Source organism: Paenibacillus crassostreae (assembly GCF_001857945.1).
Lineage (GTDB): Bacteria > Bacillota > Bacilli > Paenibacillales > Paenibacillaceae > Paenibacillus_AQ > Paenibacillus_AQ crassostreae.
Genome location: NZ_CP017770.1, coordinates 140466 through 157826, shown reverse-complemented (window position 1 = coordinate 157826; position 17361 = coordinate 140466). Strand labels below are relative to the sequence as shown.

Here is a 17361-nt window from a genome sequence, read left to right as displayed (position 1 = left end):
TGTTAAGCCGAACTATCAGTTATAAATCGTTCTACCCTTTTCTGACAAGCGAGCGATACATTAGAAATAGGAAATACGGAGCTCCAATCAGCATAATAATCAATCCTGATGGAATCTCTTTCGGCGCCATGATAGTTCTTCCGATTGTATCTGCAATGACGAGAAGCAATCCACCAAGCAATCCTGACAAAATAATGGAGCGTCTCGTATGATGCCCGACCATCATACGCACCGCATGCGGTGCCATGAGTCCAAGAAATCCAATCGTCCCTACGCTTGCAACAGCTCCCGATGCAAGTAAAACACCGATTATCATAGCCCACAATCGTGTTCCTCGTACCGGCAAACCAAAACCTGTTGAACTCTCATCGCCAAAAGCCAGCAAATCGAATCTCCGTCCTAAATAGTAAGCAACGGGAACAAGCACAAGTAGCAATATAAAAAGACTATAAAATTGAGTCCAACCTCGTCCATAGGTAGAACCCGTTAACCATATAAAGGAACTACTGCTCCACAGACTTGCCTTAACGATCATGGCCTGTATACCTGCAGAACCGATTGCTGATACAGCTATTCCAAGCAGGATAAGTACAGACGGATTCAAGGATTTGCGCCATGCCAGAAAGAACACAAAGGCAGCTGCGACAACTCCACCTACAATGGCGGCAAACGGAAGTGCAACTATCGACAATCCCGGCCATGCCACCATCACGACCATCGCACCAAACCCAGCACCCGAGGTCACACCAATAATGGAGGCGTCTGCCAACGGATTTCGAACTGCACTTTGAATCAAGACACCGCTTATCGCAAGCGCAATACCACCCAACGCTGCAACCAGTGTACGCGGAAGCCGTAAATTCAGCAGGACGGAATAAGATTGATTTTTACCGCCAATTAGACTGCCCAGCAAATCACTTATCGGTATTCTTGTGCCTCCAAGCGATAAGCTTGCGATCATGATTACGAGTAGTAGAACAGACATGAATATCGCAGTCATGGCAAATCGCATTCGCATCGACGTTCCACCAATACTCATAGATGACTGACCATTACCTGAACCGGATATATTTTTCATCTTGGTAAGCACCAACCAAATGAGCCAAGGTGCTCCAATAATCGCCATAACTGCACCAACTGGCATTTCACCCAGACTGCTCCGCACCATTCGTGCAAGCACATCTGCTACCGTAATGAGTATCGCTCCCCACAACGCACTTGCGGGAATGAGCAGACGATGTTTACTAAGACCACTGAGCCGGACAAGATGTGGAGCGACCAGACCAACGAATCCAATCGGTCCAACCACGCTGACCACGACCGCTGCCAACAATACCGATAAACCAAGGCCCGTCGCCCGAGTTAACTCTACACGCTGCCCCAGTGAACGAGCGGTAGACTCATCAAGCTCGAGTGCATCGAATTGCCTGCCTGCGAACATCGCTACCCCAAGCAGTACGATAACGAAAGGCAACGCAAATTGAACACCATCCCAGTCTAGCTGAATTAAGGAACCCGCGCCCCATAAGAATAAATTTTGTGTTTCTGTTGATTTGAAAATATGAATGGCTGATGTAAACGCTCCAAGCACCATGGATACTATCATACCTGATAACGCCAATCGAACAGGTGTGGCCGTCCGGCCTCCACTCAAGAAATAAGCAGCTAATGCTGCCAACAATCCACCTGCAACTGCCAAAACAAATGGAAACTGTTGCTGCATAGCAGGGAAAGCAACGACGCCTAGGACAACCATAAAATAAGCCCCGGCATTGATGCCCAGTGTATCTGAGGAAGCAAGCGGGTTTTTCGTTATCGTTTGCAGTAAAGCTCCTGCTGCAGCAAGGGCTGCCCCGGCTATAATCCCTATTGCAGTACGTGGCATCCGAATATCCCAAAGCAGATTATGCTCCATCACATCTTGTCGGTTCAATAATGCTTCTAAAACGGTAGAAACTGGGATTTTTGCCTCTCCGAAGTAGAGACTCAGCACGAATAGAACAAAAAGGGCGGTAATACCGCCCCCAAATATTCCCATTAACCGCCAGGTCATTCCGATTGAGGCTTTATTCTTTTTAGTTCCGGTCATCAAAGTGCTCATTTTGTTAATGTGGCTACAACTTCATCCACGATAACTTTGGAGGAGATTGGACCGCCGAACACCCAAGTCGCGCTGTCCAATCCGAAGATGCGTTTTTCTTTCACGAAGGTGAGGCCATTCCAAACGGAATTATCCTTTAGTTCGTTCGAGAAAATATCATCGTCTTTTTGTACAATATGGATCAGATTCGAATCTTGAACCGCAGGTAAAGACTCAACGGTAGAAGTGCTGAATCCCCACATCTCGAACTGTTCGGATTTCCAGTCGTTCACCAGGCCAATTCGATTCAAAGTTTGCACAGCTAGTGAGTTATCCAAAAAGAGACGTAACTGTGCTGCATTCTGATAGCTATAAGCCTGTGTAAGCACATAATTGAAACCTTCCTTACCTGCTGCGGCCAGAGTTGCTTTCGCATCCGCATAATGCGTATCCAAATCAGCGAGCACCTTCTCGCCTTCCGCCGTTTTGCCGACAGCCACTGCAATCGTTCTAAAGATTTCTTCCATCTGCGTGTAATGATTACCTTCTCCTTCAGGCGGATAGAGACTAAAAAGTAACGTTGGCGCAATACCTTTTAATTGATCATATATCGCTTCGTGGCTATCGGAAACGCCTATAATCAGATCCGGCTGTAAAGAAGCAATTGTCTCCAGATTCGGCTCATCGCGTGTACCAACATCTGTCACACCTTCATCCAATGATGCTTCTGAAGTCACATACAACTTATAGTTTTCGTTATCGGCATTTCCCACCGGCTGCATGCCGAGCGCAATAATGTCTTCGGTAAATGTCCACTCCAGCACTACAATCTTTTGCGCGGGCTTGTCCAGCTTTAACTCGCCTTTAGCATCCTTTAGTACAATAGGTTCGCTCGTAATTTCACTATCTGTATTTGTAGCGACTGCATTTCCAGTTGCTACACCGTCAGTTGTCGAACTATTTGTTTGGTTAGAACCACAGCCTGCGACAACGAGAATAACAACGATAACCATGAGTAAACTCAATAACTTTTTGCTCAATTTAATATCCCCCTAGTATTCATATGAATTTTATATGATAATCACTATCAATAGAGTGATAATGATTATCATTTTTAATGATATTAGTTATAATATATTCCATTTACCGGAAAGTCAAAGTAAATATTTAAAATTTGTTTAAAAAGTGACGGGTCAACGTGGAAAACAGCTAAAAAGAAGGTGGGGCACTCCTAATTAACAGTTATTTTCGGGCATCCCTATACTCTGTTGGACTGTATCCAGTGTATTCCTTAAACACCTTAGAGAAATAGTGCTGATCCCCGAAAGACAATACCTCCGATACATCCTTCATCTTCAACTCGGGCCTAGTTGCAATCAGCCGACAAGCCTCGCAGATCTTAAGTTGCATATAATAATGCACAAAAGTGCTCTGAGAGTGTTTTTTGATAATTCTACTGATATACGATGGGCTTACATGAAATTTTAGCGCCACGTCCGCAATGGACAGTTGGGAGTAAATATTTTGCAACAAATATTGATCCAACTGCCGGAACAACTCCTCACTACTCTTCTTATTCTGGTCCTGTAGCTTATCAAAGTTCTGTTTGGTCCACGAAAGTAACGCTTCCTCAAATGCCTCATAACTCTCACCATTCATCAGCCACCGTATTTCTTCTACTAATCTCAGCCTGTCCCTTGGATTCTTATGAGTATCCATATTGTTGAAGGCCTCCGCTAGGGACCAGATGAAGCGATCCAATTCGGACATTCGGATATTATTGCTTTTAAAATTCAGCAGTTGTTGTTGGAGTAGTATAGTGAAGCGTTCTTTTTGCCGATGTACAATCATGTCTGCAAAAAGTCCCATCAACTTCTCCATTTCACCGCTGGGTAGCATGCTCTTCGGCATGGAATACATCGTGTCTATAAGACCGCCCGACACAGACAACTGTTCATTCATTATCGTATCCAGCTTCCCATAGTCCTTAACCAACGCTTGTATCCCTGCTGGCTGTGGTACTACTGCGATGGAGACCTTAATGGCCTCAGTCTGTAGTTCACTGGACAGCGCCTCCATACAGGCATGGACAGACGGATAGTTATCCAGAATAGAACTGTTCACTATGGCAATAAACTGTTCAGATAGCAATGCAGGAAATACCCAGCAGCCATGTGGTCCACAAGCTTTTGTAAGACATACCTGAAGTACATTCTGAGTAAAATTACCTACTTCCGGTTCTCGTGTGAACGGCTGCCTACGAATGATCAACATGATTTTGTCTTCGACGAAAAAATCCATTCCAAGTTCCAAGTTCGAGAGAAATTCTGGCTCCACTATTCCCTCAAAAAGGTCTATGTCATTTCTTTGATGCTTGTGTAGATGCTTAACTAGCCGATTCATAACGTCGACAAGCTGGTGTCGCTCCACAGGCTTTAGTAGATAATCGAACACCTGCAAATTTAGCGCTTTTCGCGTATATTCGAAATCGCTGTATCCACTAATCAGAACAGCCTTCAGGTTCGGATTCACAAGCCTACTCTGCTCAATTAGAGCAAGACCGTCCAGCTTAGGCATGCGGATATCTGTCAGTAGGATATCAACAGGATGTGCTTTTATATATTCTAGCGCCTCCATGCCGTTCGACACAGTGGCGGTAATACGGACTGGAAGATCCGTTGATTGTATAAGTGTTTGGATATTTCTCAGAATCGGCTTACTGTCTTCGGCGATAATTGCAGAATACATATTTGTCCCTCCCAGTTTAGTAGAATTCTTTGCTCATCGAAGCAATCAACTGGATCGTTGCTCCCTTGCCCTCTTCTGAATGATTGTAGATATTAAAGAATAATCGGTTCTTGTACATCAGCTTCAATCGATTCACTGTGTTCACAATGCCCATATTACCGATCCCGGACGTATTGTGCTGGAGCTGGTAAACCCCTAAGTCGGAGCTTTGGATATTGTCTAGAATCTCCTTGACCTTTCCAGGTAAGAAACCATCCCCGTTATCCCTAATTTCAATGGCCCACAGCCCATTGTAGACCTTAACCTTTACCTGGATCTTCCATGGTGGATCGGTGCATTTGAAAGCATGTTCAATACAGTTCTCCACGAACGGCTGAATCACTAGTCGTGGCAATTGGATCAGGTCAAACACCTCATCCTCATCGATTTCCCATTCTAGATCATCCTCGAAATTCTGCTGAATCAGAGACAAATAATGCTTAGTATGCTTCAGTTCCTCCGTCAGACTAACATGCTGATAAGGAGAAGACACAATATATCGCAGGCTGTCCGATAAATGTTTACACATATCTGATACCAAGCTATTCTTACCCTCCTGCGATGCAATGCTGATCAAATATAGGACGTTGTGGAAGAAATGGGGAGCGATCTGTGCCTGAAGCGCTGAATTCCGGGCTTTCACCTCTTCATGCAGTGCTAGCTTTTCCCGATCAATAGACTCCTGTAGTCGTTCCAGTAGCTCCTGAAAAGCTTCATTCAATTGAATCAGCTCATTGTTGTTGGTGTACGTATCCGTCTTCAAATTCATATTGCTGTAATTGACTCGAAGAATCTGATTGCGTAACTTGCGGATAGGAAGCAATAGATTTTTGGTCGAGAAGTAGATATAGACGAATGAGAACAAAATTAACGATGAAATGATCAAAATGGATATATATTTCACCGAATTGACTGGTCCAAGTACAAAACTCTTCGAGGTTACAACGTAAGTTGTCCAGTCGGTTTCGGCTGATTTGTAATAGGCAACATAGTTACGGTTATTATCGAGATAGATTCCGTTGGTCGCTTTTGTTGCTACAAATTCGGGGAGTTCCTGCCCTTCTTGAAGTGCTGACGAGCTTGAGATCAGCTGATTCTCCGGGTCCAGAATATATACCTTACTGTCCGGAATGCCGGATGTAGATCTTTTCAGATATTCCTGATCCAGTTGGATAGATAGATAGCCGAATACCTGCCCGTTCTGATTCATAATCGCCCGCACAAAAGATATTCTATTTGAAGGCTGACGATACAAGGCGTAACCGCTTCCATTCCAAGTGGTAATGTTACCACTTTCCTCCAGGAACGGTACAAGCGAAGTTGGGTTACCAGCGAAGCCGATAAAAGAAGCGATCTCTGCCCCATTAAGGTCATAAATAATCATGTCATCAATGTTCAGACTGGGGCCAATCGCCTGGAACATGATATCTTTGAGTTTGCGACTTCTTGTCAAGCCCTCAATCGTAAGCCGCGAGTAATCACTACCAGACAGTAGCGAGAATACGTCTTTATTCGAAAGAATTCGCTGAGATAGTTGATTTTGATTATTGATATAGATGTTCAGCTGATCGCTAACCTTGGCGGCCGTCATCTGCATTTCATTCTCCGTTTTCCCCTTCAGGGGCTGGATGACCAGAAAGTTAACATAGACCAGAAAGCATCCCAACACAATAAGTAGGAGAAATACGAATGTCATAAAGAACTTCGTTTGCAAGCTGGTCTGATACTTACTGTTGCCAAATTTTCTGTTGAAGATAGGCAAGTTGAATCCTCCTTGAACTTGTTGATGTTCCTACTTTACAATCAAAACAGCAAATGAACAAGATGCATATCGCAGTTCAGAATATTACACAGAAAGAGTCAAACACAAACATGTACGTTATGCTGGTATCACTCTATAATCAAAATGTAAACGCATTCAGTTGAGTAAAACAATTATATTTCGGGGGCGATACTATGAACGACAAAATGAAAAAAATTGCAACAGGCATACTAGCCAGTGTAATGACAGTTTCGCTAGCTGCATGCGGATCTGGAAATACTAATAGTGAGAATGCTTCAGCAACTGACACGGGAAACAACATTAGCGGCAGTAAAGTCACCATTGAGTTAGCCATTTCCAAGAGTTCACAGGATTCGGCGTTTGTCGCACAGGATCTATTGGATGAATTCGAACAGAAAACCAATATTAAAGTCAATCTTCAACTAATTCCCGCTGAGCAGACAGCAACGGTTCTGCAAACCAAACTCGCCGTTAACGAGACACCGGACATTATTCAATACAACCTCGCCAGTGCAACGACAGATCTTAACTTGGAACGCAACTTCGAAATTCTCGACAACGAGCCCTGGGTTAGCAGATTGCTGAATAAGGATGTGCTCTCCGCTTACGGACATGTCTACAGCTTTCATGTAAGCCAAGATACAGGCATGCAAGGAGTTGTCTACAACAAGGATATCTTTAAAGATTTAGGGCTTACCATTCCGAACAATTTCGAAGAATTCTTAGCGGTATGCGAGAAGATCAAAGCAAGCGGAATTACTCCCGTCTTTATGCCATTTAAAGATGCGTGGGCCGCGAACATTTGGCCAGCTGCCGCATTTGCCGACTATGCTGCGAAACACGAACCAACGATTTTTGACGACATTAATACGGGACGTAAAAAGTGGTCCGACATTCCAGAGTTTGAGACCTTCCTGCAGCAGCAATACGATGTGTATGAGAAAGGCTACACCAACACCGACATTCTCAGCGATAGCTATGATATGGCTGTAGGCAAATTTCTAGAAAAAGAAGTAGCAATGATGTTTATGGGTGACTGGCTGATTGAGAATGTGAGCGAAAAAGATCCAAATATGCATCTGGGATTATTCGCCATTCCTTCTTCTGAAGATGCAAGTCTAGGTGGAAGCCCGCTGGGTGGACAGTTATTCATACCGAAAAAGGCCAAGCATATGGATGAAGCTAAGAAATTCTTGGATTTCATTGCTATCAAAGAAGTAGCACAGAAAATGGTAGATGATCAGGGGTATGTGTCGAACTTCAGCGACGTTACTACACCTGAACTTCCAGAATACAAGCAAGAGATTCTTGATCAATACATCACACCTAAGAAAACCATTCTTACTACTGATGCTTACATGATTGTAGACCGCAGCGAGCTGTACCGCCTGCTTCAAGACGAGTTCACTGGGGGGCTGGACCCTCAAGGCGTCCTCAATGCCTGGGATGAGAAATTTAGCCAATTGATGAAGGACAAAGGTGTTGAGGGATTCTAATTAACCATACAACAGGCAGAATAGAGTCCGGATCAGGGCTTTATTCTGTCCTTAAGCTATATTGGAGTGTGAAAAAATGAAAATATCAAAAAAACTCTACTCATATTATTTGATTTGGCCTGCATTACTGATTTATTCCATTTTTTTTGTAATCCCAGCAATCACTGGCTTGTACTATTCGTTCACAGATTGGCGGCTGGACCGGGAATCCATTATATTTATTGGCTGGGACAACTTTGAACGTATCTTTTCCGACAAAACCCTACTCCTTGCTCTTAAGAATACATTTATCTTTGCGGTAGTCACCGTAATTGGCAAAAATCTGTTGGGTATCGCGCTTGCTGTTGCATTAAATATGAAGCTAAAATCAAAAAATATTCTCCGGGCTATATTCTATTCCCCATCGATTTTAAGCGTATTGGTTATTAGCATTGTGTTTACACCCATGCTACGTTCTGACGGTACAATTAACAGGGTATTGGACGCTATAGGTCTGCATTCCCTGAATCAAGCTTGGCTGACCGATCCTTCGATCGTAATTTGGACTATTGCCGCCGTATCCATCTGGCAACATGTAGGTTTCCAAATGGCAATTTACTTGGCAGGACTTCAGTCCATCTCTAAAGATTATTATGAAGCTGCTACCATCGATGGAGCCGGTTCATGGAGAAGCTTCCGTAGCATTACACTTCCGCTCCTGCTCCCTGCGATCAACATCAACCTGATGCTCACCCTAATCGGGGGGTTAAAAGTGTTCTCGGAAGTATTTGTTCTCACTGGCGGTGGCCCAGGTAATGCCTCTCAGGTGGTGGGTACTATCATCCTGCGCTCGTTCGGTGAAGGCAGTTGGGGATTAGGTACAGCAGTCAACACACTTCTATTCGCTGTGGTTACCATCATTGCCATTCCACTACTGATTTTTATGCGGCGTAAGGAGGTATCGGAATAATGAGTTATTCACGTAAAATGGCTTGGCGGAACTATTTGGTCGAAGGGTTCCTAATCCTATCATCTCTGCTAATTATCTTACCACTGCTAATCATGGTTTTCGGAAGCTTCATGACCAGCTCTGAAGTGCTGAAATTCTCACTGCGGCTCCCAGACAAGTGGATATTCTCTAACTATGCTGAAGTGTTCCGGGAAGGTGGTCTAGGGCGTGCTTTTCTGAATGGATTATTGATTACTAGCATTTCCTCCATTCTTAATATTGTTACCTCATCCGCGGCTTCCTTCATACTAGTTCGTAGAGAGACCAAATGGTCTGGATTTCTGTATATGTTCTTTTTCATGGGTCTGATTGCTCCAATGTCCACTATCACAACGATCCGTGTCGTGCAGTGGATGGGTTTTTACGGCAGCATCTCCAGTGTTATCTTAATCTATGCATCCCTCAACACCGCGTTCAGCGTATTTCTCTACAGCGGATTTATCCGCTCTATTCCCAAAGCACTGGATGAGGTAGCCTTCCTGGAAGGTGCCAATACATTTGATGTATTTCTCAAAATCGTGACTCCACTAATCGTTCCGGTCAATGCAACCGTAGCTATTATGGTCTTCATGTCCGTATGGAATGACATCACCATTCCGCTTTATTTCCTAACCGACAGCTCCGACTGGACAATGCCACTTTCCGTGTACAATTTCTACGGAAAATACAGTCGAGACTGGAACTTGATTTTCGCGGATCTGGTATTGACCTCTCTACCTGTACTCATCCTGTATCTGTTCTGTCAAAAATACATTGTCAGTGGACTTACAGCTGGGGCGGTCAAGGGCTAAGCTTATCCTTGTTTGTAAAAAGTACCTCCTAAAGTGCAAAAGAGTGCCTCGCCAACGTTTTCACAGGCGAGGCACTCTTTCTATATCACATGCTTAGTAGAAAAATACGTCAATGTCATGGTCGCTCATACTGACAGTGCCAATCTCAATGATGTAGGCTAATCATTCAAAATAAATAGGATAGTGTAAATAACATTTCTCATTAAAAATTGCCTGACAATGCGGGCAACTAGCTGTATGCATATACAGTTGAATCGTCAACTCCGTGTGACAGCTTCCGCAAAGGATGGCTAATTCTTCAAAATAGGCATGTGGCCAACGCTCGATGCTGTGATTGGCGTGCTCCTCATGGCATTTATAGCAAGGATAGTAACGATTGCAGCACTTAAACTTAATAGCGATAATATCTTGTTCAGTATGATAATGAACACATCGTGTTTCGTTGTCCACGACAGCCCCATATATTTTCAACTAAACTCCCCCGATTTTTAATAGTAACAAGGCCATCGTCATCATCATAACTATTCCACCTACTTGATAATCAACTTGCTGAAATTTCAATTGATTATAGGCTGTTCTCCCCTTACCTTTACCATAAGCACGTGCATCAATTGCGAAAGCTAGCTGTTCGGCTCGTTGAATAATCATGAAGAGTAAAGGAATCAGAATCGGAATATAAGCAAAAATACGTTTCGGTAGCGGTAAAGACGAAATATCATATCCCCTGGCCTTTTGTGCCAACAATATCCGATCTAGCTCCTGTAAAATGGTCGGGATAAACCGAATTGCAATGACGATCATTAATGAAAATTGCTCTACAGGTACTTTTAACCTGGATAACGGTGCTAGCAACTTTTCTAGACCATGGGCTAAGGTTAGCGGTTTTGTGGTTAACGTTAAAATGGAGGCGAGTAAGATGAGTAAAATAATTCGCCAGAGTAATCTTATCCCATTTTGTATACCCTCCAATGTCACCTCGATGAATGACCAAGACCAAATGACATCTCCTTGCGTGAACATGACTTGATAAAGAAAGGCAAACATCAATATAAACAAGATAGGCTTTAATCCTCGCCCAAAAATATGAAGTGGGATTCTAGACAGCAACATGATGCCAATAACGAAGATAGTAGCGACTGCGTAGCTAATGAACGATTCTAAACTTAGGAAACTCAACATGATGACGATAATACTTAACACTTTTGTCCGTGGATCTAGACGATGAAATAAGGAATTTGTCTCAAGATATTGTCCTATTAATACGGTATTAGACATTTAGCAACTCCTTGTGTGCCAGATCGGCCACACTTTGTCAATAATATCCTGCTCTCTACAGCTTGCAACCTTAATTTTCTGACCAGATAATTCCTCGACCAACTTTAATAGCTGCACAGGTTCTGGAAGTGATAATCCGAGTTTCGCAAGTAATTGTGTCTGTTCAAGAAATAAAGTGCTGGTAGCATAATGCCCCCTTAGGTATCCTTCATGAAATACCATAACTTCATCAGAGTATTCAGCTACATCGTTCATCTGGTGTGATACGAATAGAATGGTACGATTGTCTTGTTGTTGCCAATGCTTTAATAATTGCAACAGTGCAGTGCGGCTTACTGGGTCAAGACCTGCTGTTGGTTCATCTAAAATAAGTAATTTCGGATCCATCATCAATACCGAAGCAATCGCTACACGCCGTAATTGTCCCCCGCTTAATTGAAATGGTGCCAATGGAAGAAGTTCTTCTGACAAACCCACTTGGGGTAAAATCTTTTCAATAGACTTCGTTATCTGCTGTTGTGAATATCCGTGTAGCTTCGGTGCAAAGGCAAGTTCCTTGTACACGCTCGTTTCAAAACATTGATGCTCCGGATATTGAAAAACGTATCCTATGTCAGGAACGACTTTTAATTGTCCTTTGGCATCTCTAGGAATAGGCTCCTGATCTATCCAATAGTCTCCATCGACGCTAGGAAGCAACCCCTTCAGCACTTTGACGAATGTAGACTTGCCAGCCCCTGTTTGACCAATGACGGAAATCCATTTACCTTCTTGGATTGTGCAACTGACATTCTGCAAAGCCACTTGATTGGCATAGTGAACGCTCACATTGTTTAGTTGATAGACCATTGTAAGCGAATCATCTCCTTCCAATCTGTCGTTAATGGCGTTGATTTTTGTAACATTTTATTTAATCTCACCGCGAAGGGCGGTTCTAATTGATAGTCTGTAACGTTTACGGTTTCAAAAAAGGTTAATGGATCACCATCAAATTCTAATCTGCCTTTATGTATGAGTAAAATACGATCAACTGATAATACTTCCTCCATATGATGAGTGATGTGAATGATAGTCATTCCCTGGCGGTGTAACTCATTCATAATGGAAAGTACCTGCTCCCTCCCTTGTGGATCAAGCATAGAAGTAGCCTCATCAAAAATAATGATCTGCGGACGCATGGCCACAATCGCCGCAATCGCTACGCGTTGCTTCTGACCACCTGATAACTGGTGTGGCATTGACCTCATGTAATCCTTCATCTGAACAGCTTCTAGTGCATGATCCAGCCTGCTTCGTATTTCTTCTCTCGGCACACGAATATTTTCCAATCCAAATATCACCTCATCCATAACCGTTGTGGTGATGAATTGATCCTCTGGGTTTTGGAATACAAATCCTATTTGCTCATGGATCATATCCAGATCTGTAGGTCTTGACGTGTCGAGACTCTTCAAAGTCACATGGCCTTCCTTTGGAAGTAGCAATCCATCCATTAGCTTGGCAATCGTAGACTTACCACATCCATTGGCTCCGACAATTGCCACAAACTGGCCTGGTTCAATCGTAAAGCTCATATTCTCGATGACAGGTTGCCCTTTTTTATAGGAAAAATGAACTTTATCGAATATAAGCTTGGTGTTCTCTAAATTCATTCCTCATCACACCTATTCACAATTTCATAAACTATCTGTTATGCGCGTTTTGTTCAATCGGACTTACAGATTTTAATTGTGTTACTATCACGGCTGCGATAATGGCTTTAATACAATCACCTGGTAAAAAGGCGATAGCACCCACTAGTCCAGCCCATACAGAAGTATGTGTAATCATAGCCATGACCGGCGCACCGATTAAACTAATAAGTACAACACCACCAACTATATTAATGGCGATCAATTTCCATGTTTTTAACGAAGACCACACTTTTTCAGTCATATATCCGATGCAAAATACGGCCACTGGCCAGCTTAGAAAGTATCCAATAGTTGGTCCTACGAATACAGATAGACCTCCACGTCCACCAGATAATAAAGGTAAACCTAAAGCGACTAGAACGATAAATAAAATTAAGCTAATCGTACCCGTCTTCTTTCCTAAAAAGCATCCAGCTAGCATGACACCAAGGGTTTGTGCAGTGACGGGTACGGGTATAAAACCTAGTGGAATGGGTGGAATCATGCCTAATACACCGATTAATGCAGCAAATAATGCGGCATAAACCATTTCTTTTGTTTTCATTTAAATACCTCCATTGTTATGAAAAAATATTAACTTTGTACTAGATTTGACATCTATGTATTAGTTAGATAATAACTTGATATTCCACTATTGTAAACCATAAAATAAATATAAGGTTAACAATCGATACTAGCTATAAAAATTTGCACCACAAAAAAAAGCTGATCTTATTTATTAAAGATCAGCTTTTCAAAACTTTGTCTCTTAAAATAATAGATAGCCTTAGAGTTCAATAACCTTTGTTGCAATGCTATTGTAGAACCCTCTATCATGCTCCACAAAAAGGATGGTTGGTGAGTATTCAAGCAGTAACTCTTCTATCTGCATGCGAGAAATTACATCAATGAAATTAAGAGGTTCATCCCAAATGTGCAAATGAACGTTATCGCAAAGACTTTTTGCAATCAGCACTTTCTTCTTCTGACCACCACTATAAGCTGAAATATCCTTTTCGAATTGTATTCTCGAAAAATCAAGCTTTCTTAAAACTGCTTTAAAAAGGCTTTCGTCAATCTCGTACTTAGCAGCAAAATCCGTTAAATTTCCTTGGAGATGAGATGTGTCCTGTGAAACATAGGAAATTTTCAACTGACTCCCTTTCCTAAAAGTACCTGTATATTGTATATCCTCACTGCAAATAAGCTTGATAATACTTGTTTTTCCAGAACCATTTTTACCTGAAAGGGCAATTCGCTCACCTTGCTCTATCGTAAAACTTATATCCGAACATACCGTCTTCTCGCCATAAACTATGGATACTTTTTCTAGTTCAATAAGTTGATTCTTGTGAAATGCAAGTTGTGATATTTTCAAGCTATCTGAATTTTCAATATTTTTCAGAAGTTTGGATTTTTCATGAATAGCAGATTGCTGTCTATGCTCAATGGCTTTAGATCGACTCATCATTTTAGCAGCTTTGTGGCCAACATACCCTTTATCTAGCTTTGAACCGGAATTCGTTGTTCCATTTTTTGTTTTTTCTACTTCATGTGACCATGTACTCGTTCGTTTAGCAGATTCCGCCAAGTGTTTAATGTCTTTTCTTAGCTTTTCGTTCTCCGTTAGCTCAAAGTTATCCTGACGCTTTTTATTCTCCCACCAATCGGAGAAATCACCTTTTTGAACTTCTATGTTGCTCTTATTAATGGAGAGGATATGGTCTACACAGTTATCTAGAAACGATCTGTCGTGAGACACCAGAATGAATCCACTTTTGGCATTGAGATAATCACTAACAAGTTTCCTTGCGTTCATATCTAGATGATTGGTGGGTTCATCAATCAATAGAAAACGATTCTCCTTCAGAAATAAAGTAGCCAGTAATACCTTCGTTTGCTCTCCATTGGACAATGAATCAAAGGGTCGGTATAGAACATCTTCGGAAACCTCGAGTAAAGAGAGTTCACGCATCAATTTCCAGTGGAGATAGTCTGGGTAAATGTTATCAATTACATCAAGAGTATTTTCTCCTTTATTTACTACATGAAATGGGAAATATTCAAAGCTAACATTAGCTGAAATATTTCCTTTGTATTCATATTTGCCAAGTAATAAGTTAAGAAATGTCGTCTTCCCTCTCCCGTTTCTTCCTGTAAATCCTAATTTCCAATCGGTATCGATCTGGAAATTGACGTTCTCAAATATGTTATCGTAACTGCCATCATACGCAAAGGTTAAGTTTGTAACATTTATTAATGACATAAAATATTCCTCCTGTATGAAAAATCAAAAGCTACAAGAAAGTTACTTTCTTGTAGCTCAAATAAATACAGTTCATCCAACCCGCCATGGAGTCAGATAAGGATATTTTGATTGAGTGAAAAGATAAAGTAACTTTCTTGCATGAATCAGATTCATAATCGCTTATGCAGCTTAATTATGAATTTAATTCTTATGAAAAATAAAACATACGAAAAAAACTCATACATTGTTTTATTATTTAACATAGTTAGCAAGAAATATTACTTCATTTTCCCAACTCCAATCATTGATTTGCAAATATTTTATCATAACTATATTCTTATTTCCACTAAAAAAGGTTGATCTTTAACAATCAAAGATCAACCTTTACTTATACAAGATTTGTTATTTACTCACTTCTATTTGAACACTCTTAGATGCGTAGACCACTTTTACTTTATAAGTGCTTGGTAAACCTACAGTTTCAATGTCAGAAAATGATCCCTCTTGTTTATCAAACGTTATTATTGACGTGCCATTAACCGGTACATATCCGTCCGTAAAGTTCAAACGTAATTTCCCGTTGAACGATGCTACTTTCTTGATATGAAGTAGATCATTTTTGCTACCGATACTAAGTTCCAACGTACCTTTAGCAGATTGCTGATAGTTTTCTCCAATAATCAGTTGTCCCTCAACACTTTCTAGTAGCGTTCCTCCGTTGTTCGTCACACTTGCTGTTCCGAAAGCGGTTTTCGAATCCCCTTGAAGTATGCCTTGCTCAATCAGTGTACCACCGGAATACGTATTATTACCTTCGAGCTTTAACGTACCTGTACCTTTTTTGGTTAGCTTTCCAACACCTGAAATATTGTTACGCCAGCTATCCAATGCATGAAACCCACCTTTCTGGGCATCCATGGTCACGGTTACGTTATCGACTAAGGCGCCATAGCCATCTGCAGCGGCATAGAGATTAAGTCTTCCCCATCCTTCGGCATCATCAAGTACAGGATAGCCTGAAGGGAGACCCGTTGTAGCCAGAACCCAGCGACGTTGTGTACTGTCTAGATAAGGCTGACGTGTCTCAAGCAACACTTCAGCTCCTTTTGGAACAATCATGGGAGAAGTCGTAGATCCAATTTGGCTAAAGCCGTATGTTAGACGATCGGTATAATTTTTCTTGTTCGTAACGTAATCGCTGTATAGATCTGTTGCTGTTGCTGTTGCTGTTTGCGTTAATAGTTCACTATGCGCTTCTTGATAAGCGGCTGTTTTCAAACTATTATTGTCAGGATCAGACAGGATAGCCGCAGACAATGCGGTTGCCATGACACGTCCTCCCATGACATCAAGAGGCGAGTGCATACCGGCAACAATACGGCTGTTGCCAAGATCTGAAGCACGCGTTAGCAGTTCCTGGTAGCGCTCTGGTACGGCATATGCCATGGCAATAGCGCTTAGATATGCAGCATTGGTATGACCACTAGGAAAACCACCATCATTACTTGGATCTGAATTCTGAACAGGAATGAGGGTAGAAACTACGAGTGAGTTATCGACCCAACGAAACGGACGGGGATAATTAAAGTAAGCCTTAGCTGGGTTCGTTGTAGAATATGTACCACGTAAAGTATTGATCAACCCCACCATGTTGCCTAGTTCGGAATCTTCGCTACCTGCGTTATTACCTTCGTCACTATATTTTTGGGTTGTGGCATCAGCAGCAACATCCTTAATCGTTGTTGTCGCTTCAGCTTTAGCACGGTATGTATCAGCGAGCGAACCCAGACCATCGATTACGCTGTAGCTCTGCTTTCTGCGATCATCCAGATATGCTGCATCTGCCTCTTCGGCTGTACGACGAACAGACGTGTTAAATACTTTTAGAATATTGAGATTCAGAACGCTATCGTTTAGCTTGGTACCCGTATTCCATGTCGTGCCCGCAGTCCATAGATTATTAAACTCGGAGAGTAACCCGAGTGCCGGATTTGAATCTACCGTTTTATTTTCTGCTTTATTATTTTTGTAGTTATCTACAAAATAGCCCCATGATGGAGCTGATGGGGGAGTTACTGTTGCGGGTGTTGATGCCGCATTCACATAACTTCCACCCAGGGAACTTAAAAGTATGGGTACAGATAGTACTGCTACGATTACTTGTTTCTTTAATGACTTCATTCTCAAATCAATTCCTCTCTAGTATGCTTTTTTTCAGCCAAATCACATTATATCGCTGG

At 42.0% G+C, this 17361-nt stretch carries 14 protein-coding genes; 3 read left to right on the top strand and 11 right to left on the bottom strand.

The window, feature by feature from the left end; all coding sequences use genetic code 11:
- Nucleotides 1-31: 31 nt before the first annotated feature.
- From LPB68_RS00815 to LPB68_RS00800, 4 genes are all read right to left on the bottom strand, one after another.
- Nucleotides 32-2089, bottom strand: a complete 2058-nt coding sequence (locus LPB68_RS00815; RefSeq protein ID WP_082865562.1) for an iron ABC transporter permease — start codon at nucleotides 2087-2089, stop codon at nucleotides 32-34.
- Nucleotides 2090-2097: 8 nt separating this feature from the next.
- Nucleotides 2098-3120: an ABC transporter substrate-binding protein gene (locus LPB68_RS00810; protein ID WP_068654982.1), complete on the bottom strand. Its 1023-nt coding sequence runs from the start codon at nucleotides 3118-3120 to the stop codon at nucleotides 2098-2100.
- A 202-nt stretch (nucleotides 3121-3322) separates the two neighbouring features.
- Nucleotides 3323-4828, bottom strand: a complete 1506-nt coding sequence (locus LPB68_RS00805) for a response regulator (RefSeq protein ID WP_068654984.1) — start codon at nucleotides 4826-4828, stop codon at nucleotides 3323-3325.
- Between the two features lie 16 nt (nucleotides 4829-4844).
- Nucleotides 4845-6563, bottom strand: a complete 1719-nt coding sequence (locus tag LPB68_RS00800; RefSeq protein WP_068656592.1) for a cache domain-containing sensor histidine kinase — start codon at nucleotides 6561-6563, stop codon at nucleotides 4845-4847.
- 260 nt (nucleotides 6564-6823) lie between these two features.
- Between LPB68_RS00800 and LPB68_RS00795 the strand changes: the two genes are divergently transcribed.
- The 3 genes from LPB68_RS00795 to LPB68_RS00785 all read left to right on the top strand — a co-directional run bounded on the left by LPB68_RS00795 (nucleotide 6824) and on the right by LPB68_RS00785 (nucleotide 9925).
- Nucleotides 6824-8146, top strand: a complete 1323-nt coding sequence (locus LPB68_RS00795; protein WP_068654986.1) for an ABC transporter substrate-binding protein — start codon at nucleotides 6824-6826, stop codon at nucleotides 8144-8146.
- A 76-nt stretch (nucleotides 8147-8222) separates the two neighbouring features.
- Nucleotides 8223-9095 carry a carbohydrate ABC transporter permease gene (locus LPB68_RS00790; RefSeq protein ID WP_068654988.1) on the top strand — a complete coding sequence of 291 codons (873 nt, stop codon included), beginning with the start codon at nucleotides 8223-8225 and terminating at the stop codon, nucleotides 9093-9095.
- Nucleotides 9095-9925, top strand: a complete 831-nt coding sequence (locus LPB68_RS00785) for a carbohydrate ABC transporter permease (protein WP_068654991.1) — start codon at nucleotides 9095-9097, stop codon at nucleotides 9923-9925. The genes LPB68_RS00790 and LPB68_RS00785 overlap by 1 nt, the downstream gene beginning before the upstream one ends.
- Nucleotides 9926-10087: 162 nt before the next feature.
- Here LPB68_RS00785 and LPB68_RS22130 read toward each other — a convergent pair whose 3' ends face one another.
- From LPB68_RS22130 to LPB68_RS00755, 7 genes are all read right to left on the bottom strand, one after another.
- Nucleotides 10088-10396: a CHY zinc finger protein gene (locus LPB68_RS22130; RefSeq protein ID WP_082865563.1), complete on the bottom strand. Its 309-nt coding sequence runs from the start codon at nucleotides 10394-10396 to the stop codon at nucleotides 10088-10090.
- Nucleotides 10397-11200, bottom strand: coding sequence for an energy-coupling factor transporter transmembrane component T family protein (locus tag LPB68_RS00780; protein WP_068654993.1), 804 nt, complete (start codon nucleotides 11198-11200; stop codon nucleotides 10397-10399).
- A complete protein-coding gene (locus LPB68_RS00775; protein ID WP_068654995.1) occupies nucleotides 11201-12049 on the bottom strand; it encodes an ATP-binding cassette domain-containing protein in 849 nt (282 codons plus the stop codon).
- A complete protein-coding gene (locus tag LPB68_RS00770) occupies nucleotides 12034-12852 on the bottom strand; it encodes an energy-coupling factor transporter ATPase (protein ID WP_068654998.1) in 819 nt (272 codons plus the stop codon). Before LPB68_RS00770 ends, LPB68_RS00775 begins: the two co-directional genes overlap by 16 nt.
- 31 nt (nucleotides 12853-12883) lie before the next feature.
- Nucleotides 12884-13438 carry a biotin transporter BioY gene (locus tag LPB68_RS00765; protein ID WP_068654999.1) on the bottom strand — a complete coding sequence of 185 codons (555 nt, stop codon included), beginning with the start codon at nucleotides 13436-13438 and terminating at the stop codon, nucleotides 12884-12886.
- A gap of 222 nt (nucleotides 13439-13660) precedes the next feature.
- Complete coding sequence (locus LPB68_RS00760; RefSeq protein WP_068655002.1) at nucleotides 13661-15139, bottom strand: Lsa family ABC-F type ribosomal protection protein; 1479 nt, start codon at nucleotides 15137-15139, stop codon at nucleotides 13661-13663.
- 384 nt (nucleotides 15140-15523) lie between these two features.
- Nucleotides 15524-17302 (bottom strand): acid phosphatase, encoded by a 1779-nt coding sequence (locus LPB68_RS00755; protein ID WP_068655004.1) that lies wholly within the window; start codon nucleotides 17300-17302, stop codon nucleotides 15524-15526.
- Nucleotides 17303-17361: the final 59 nt, after the last annotated feature.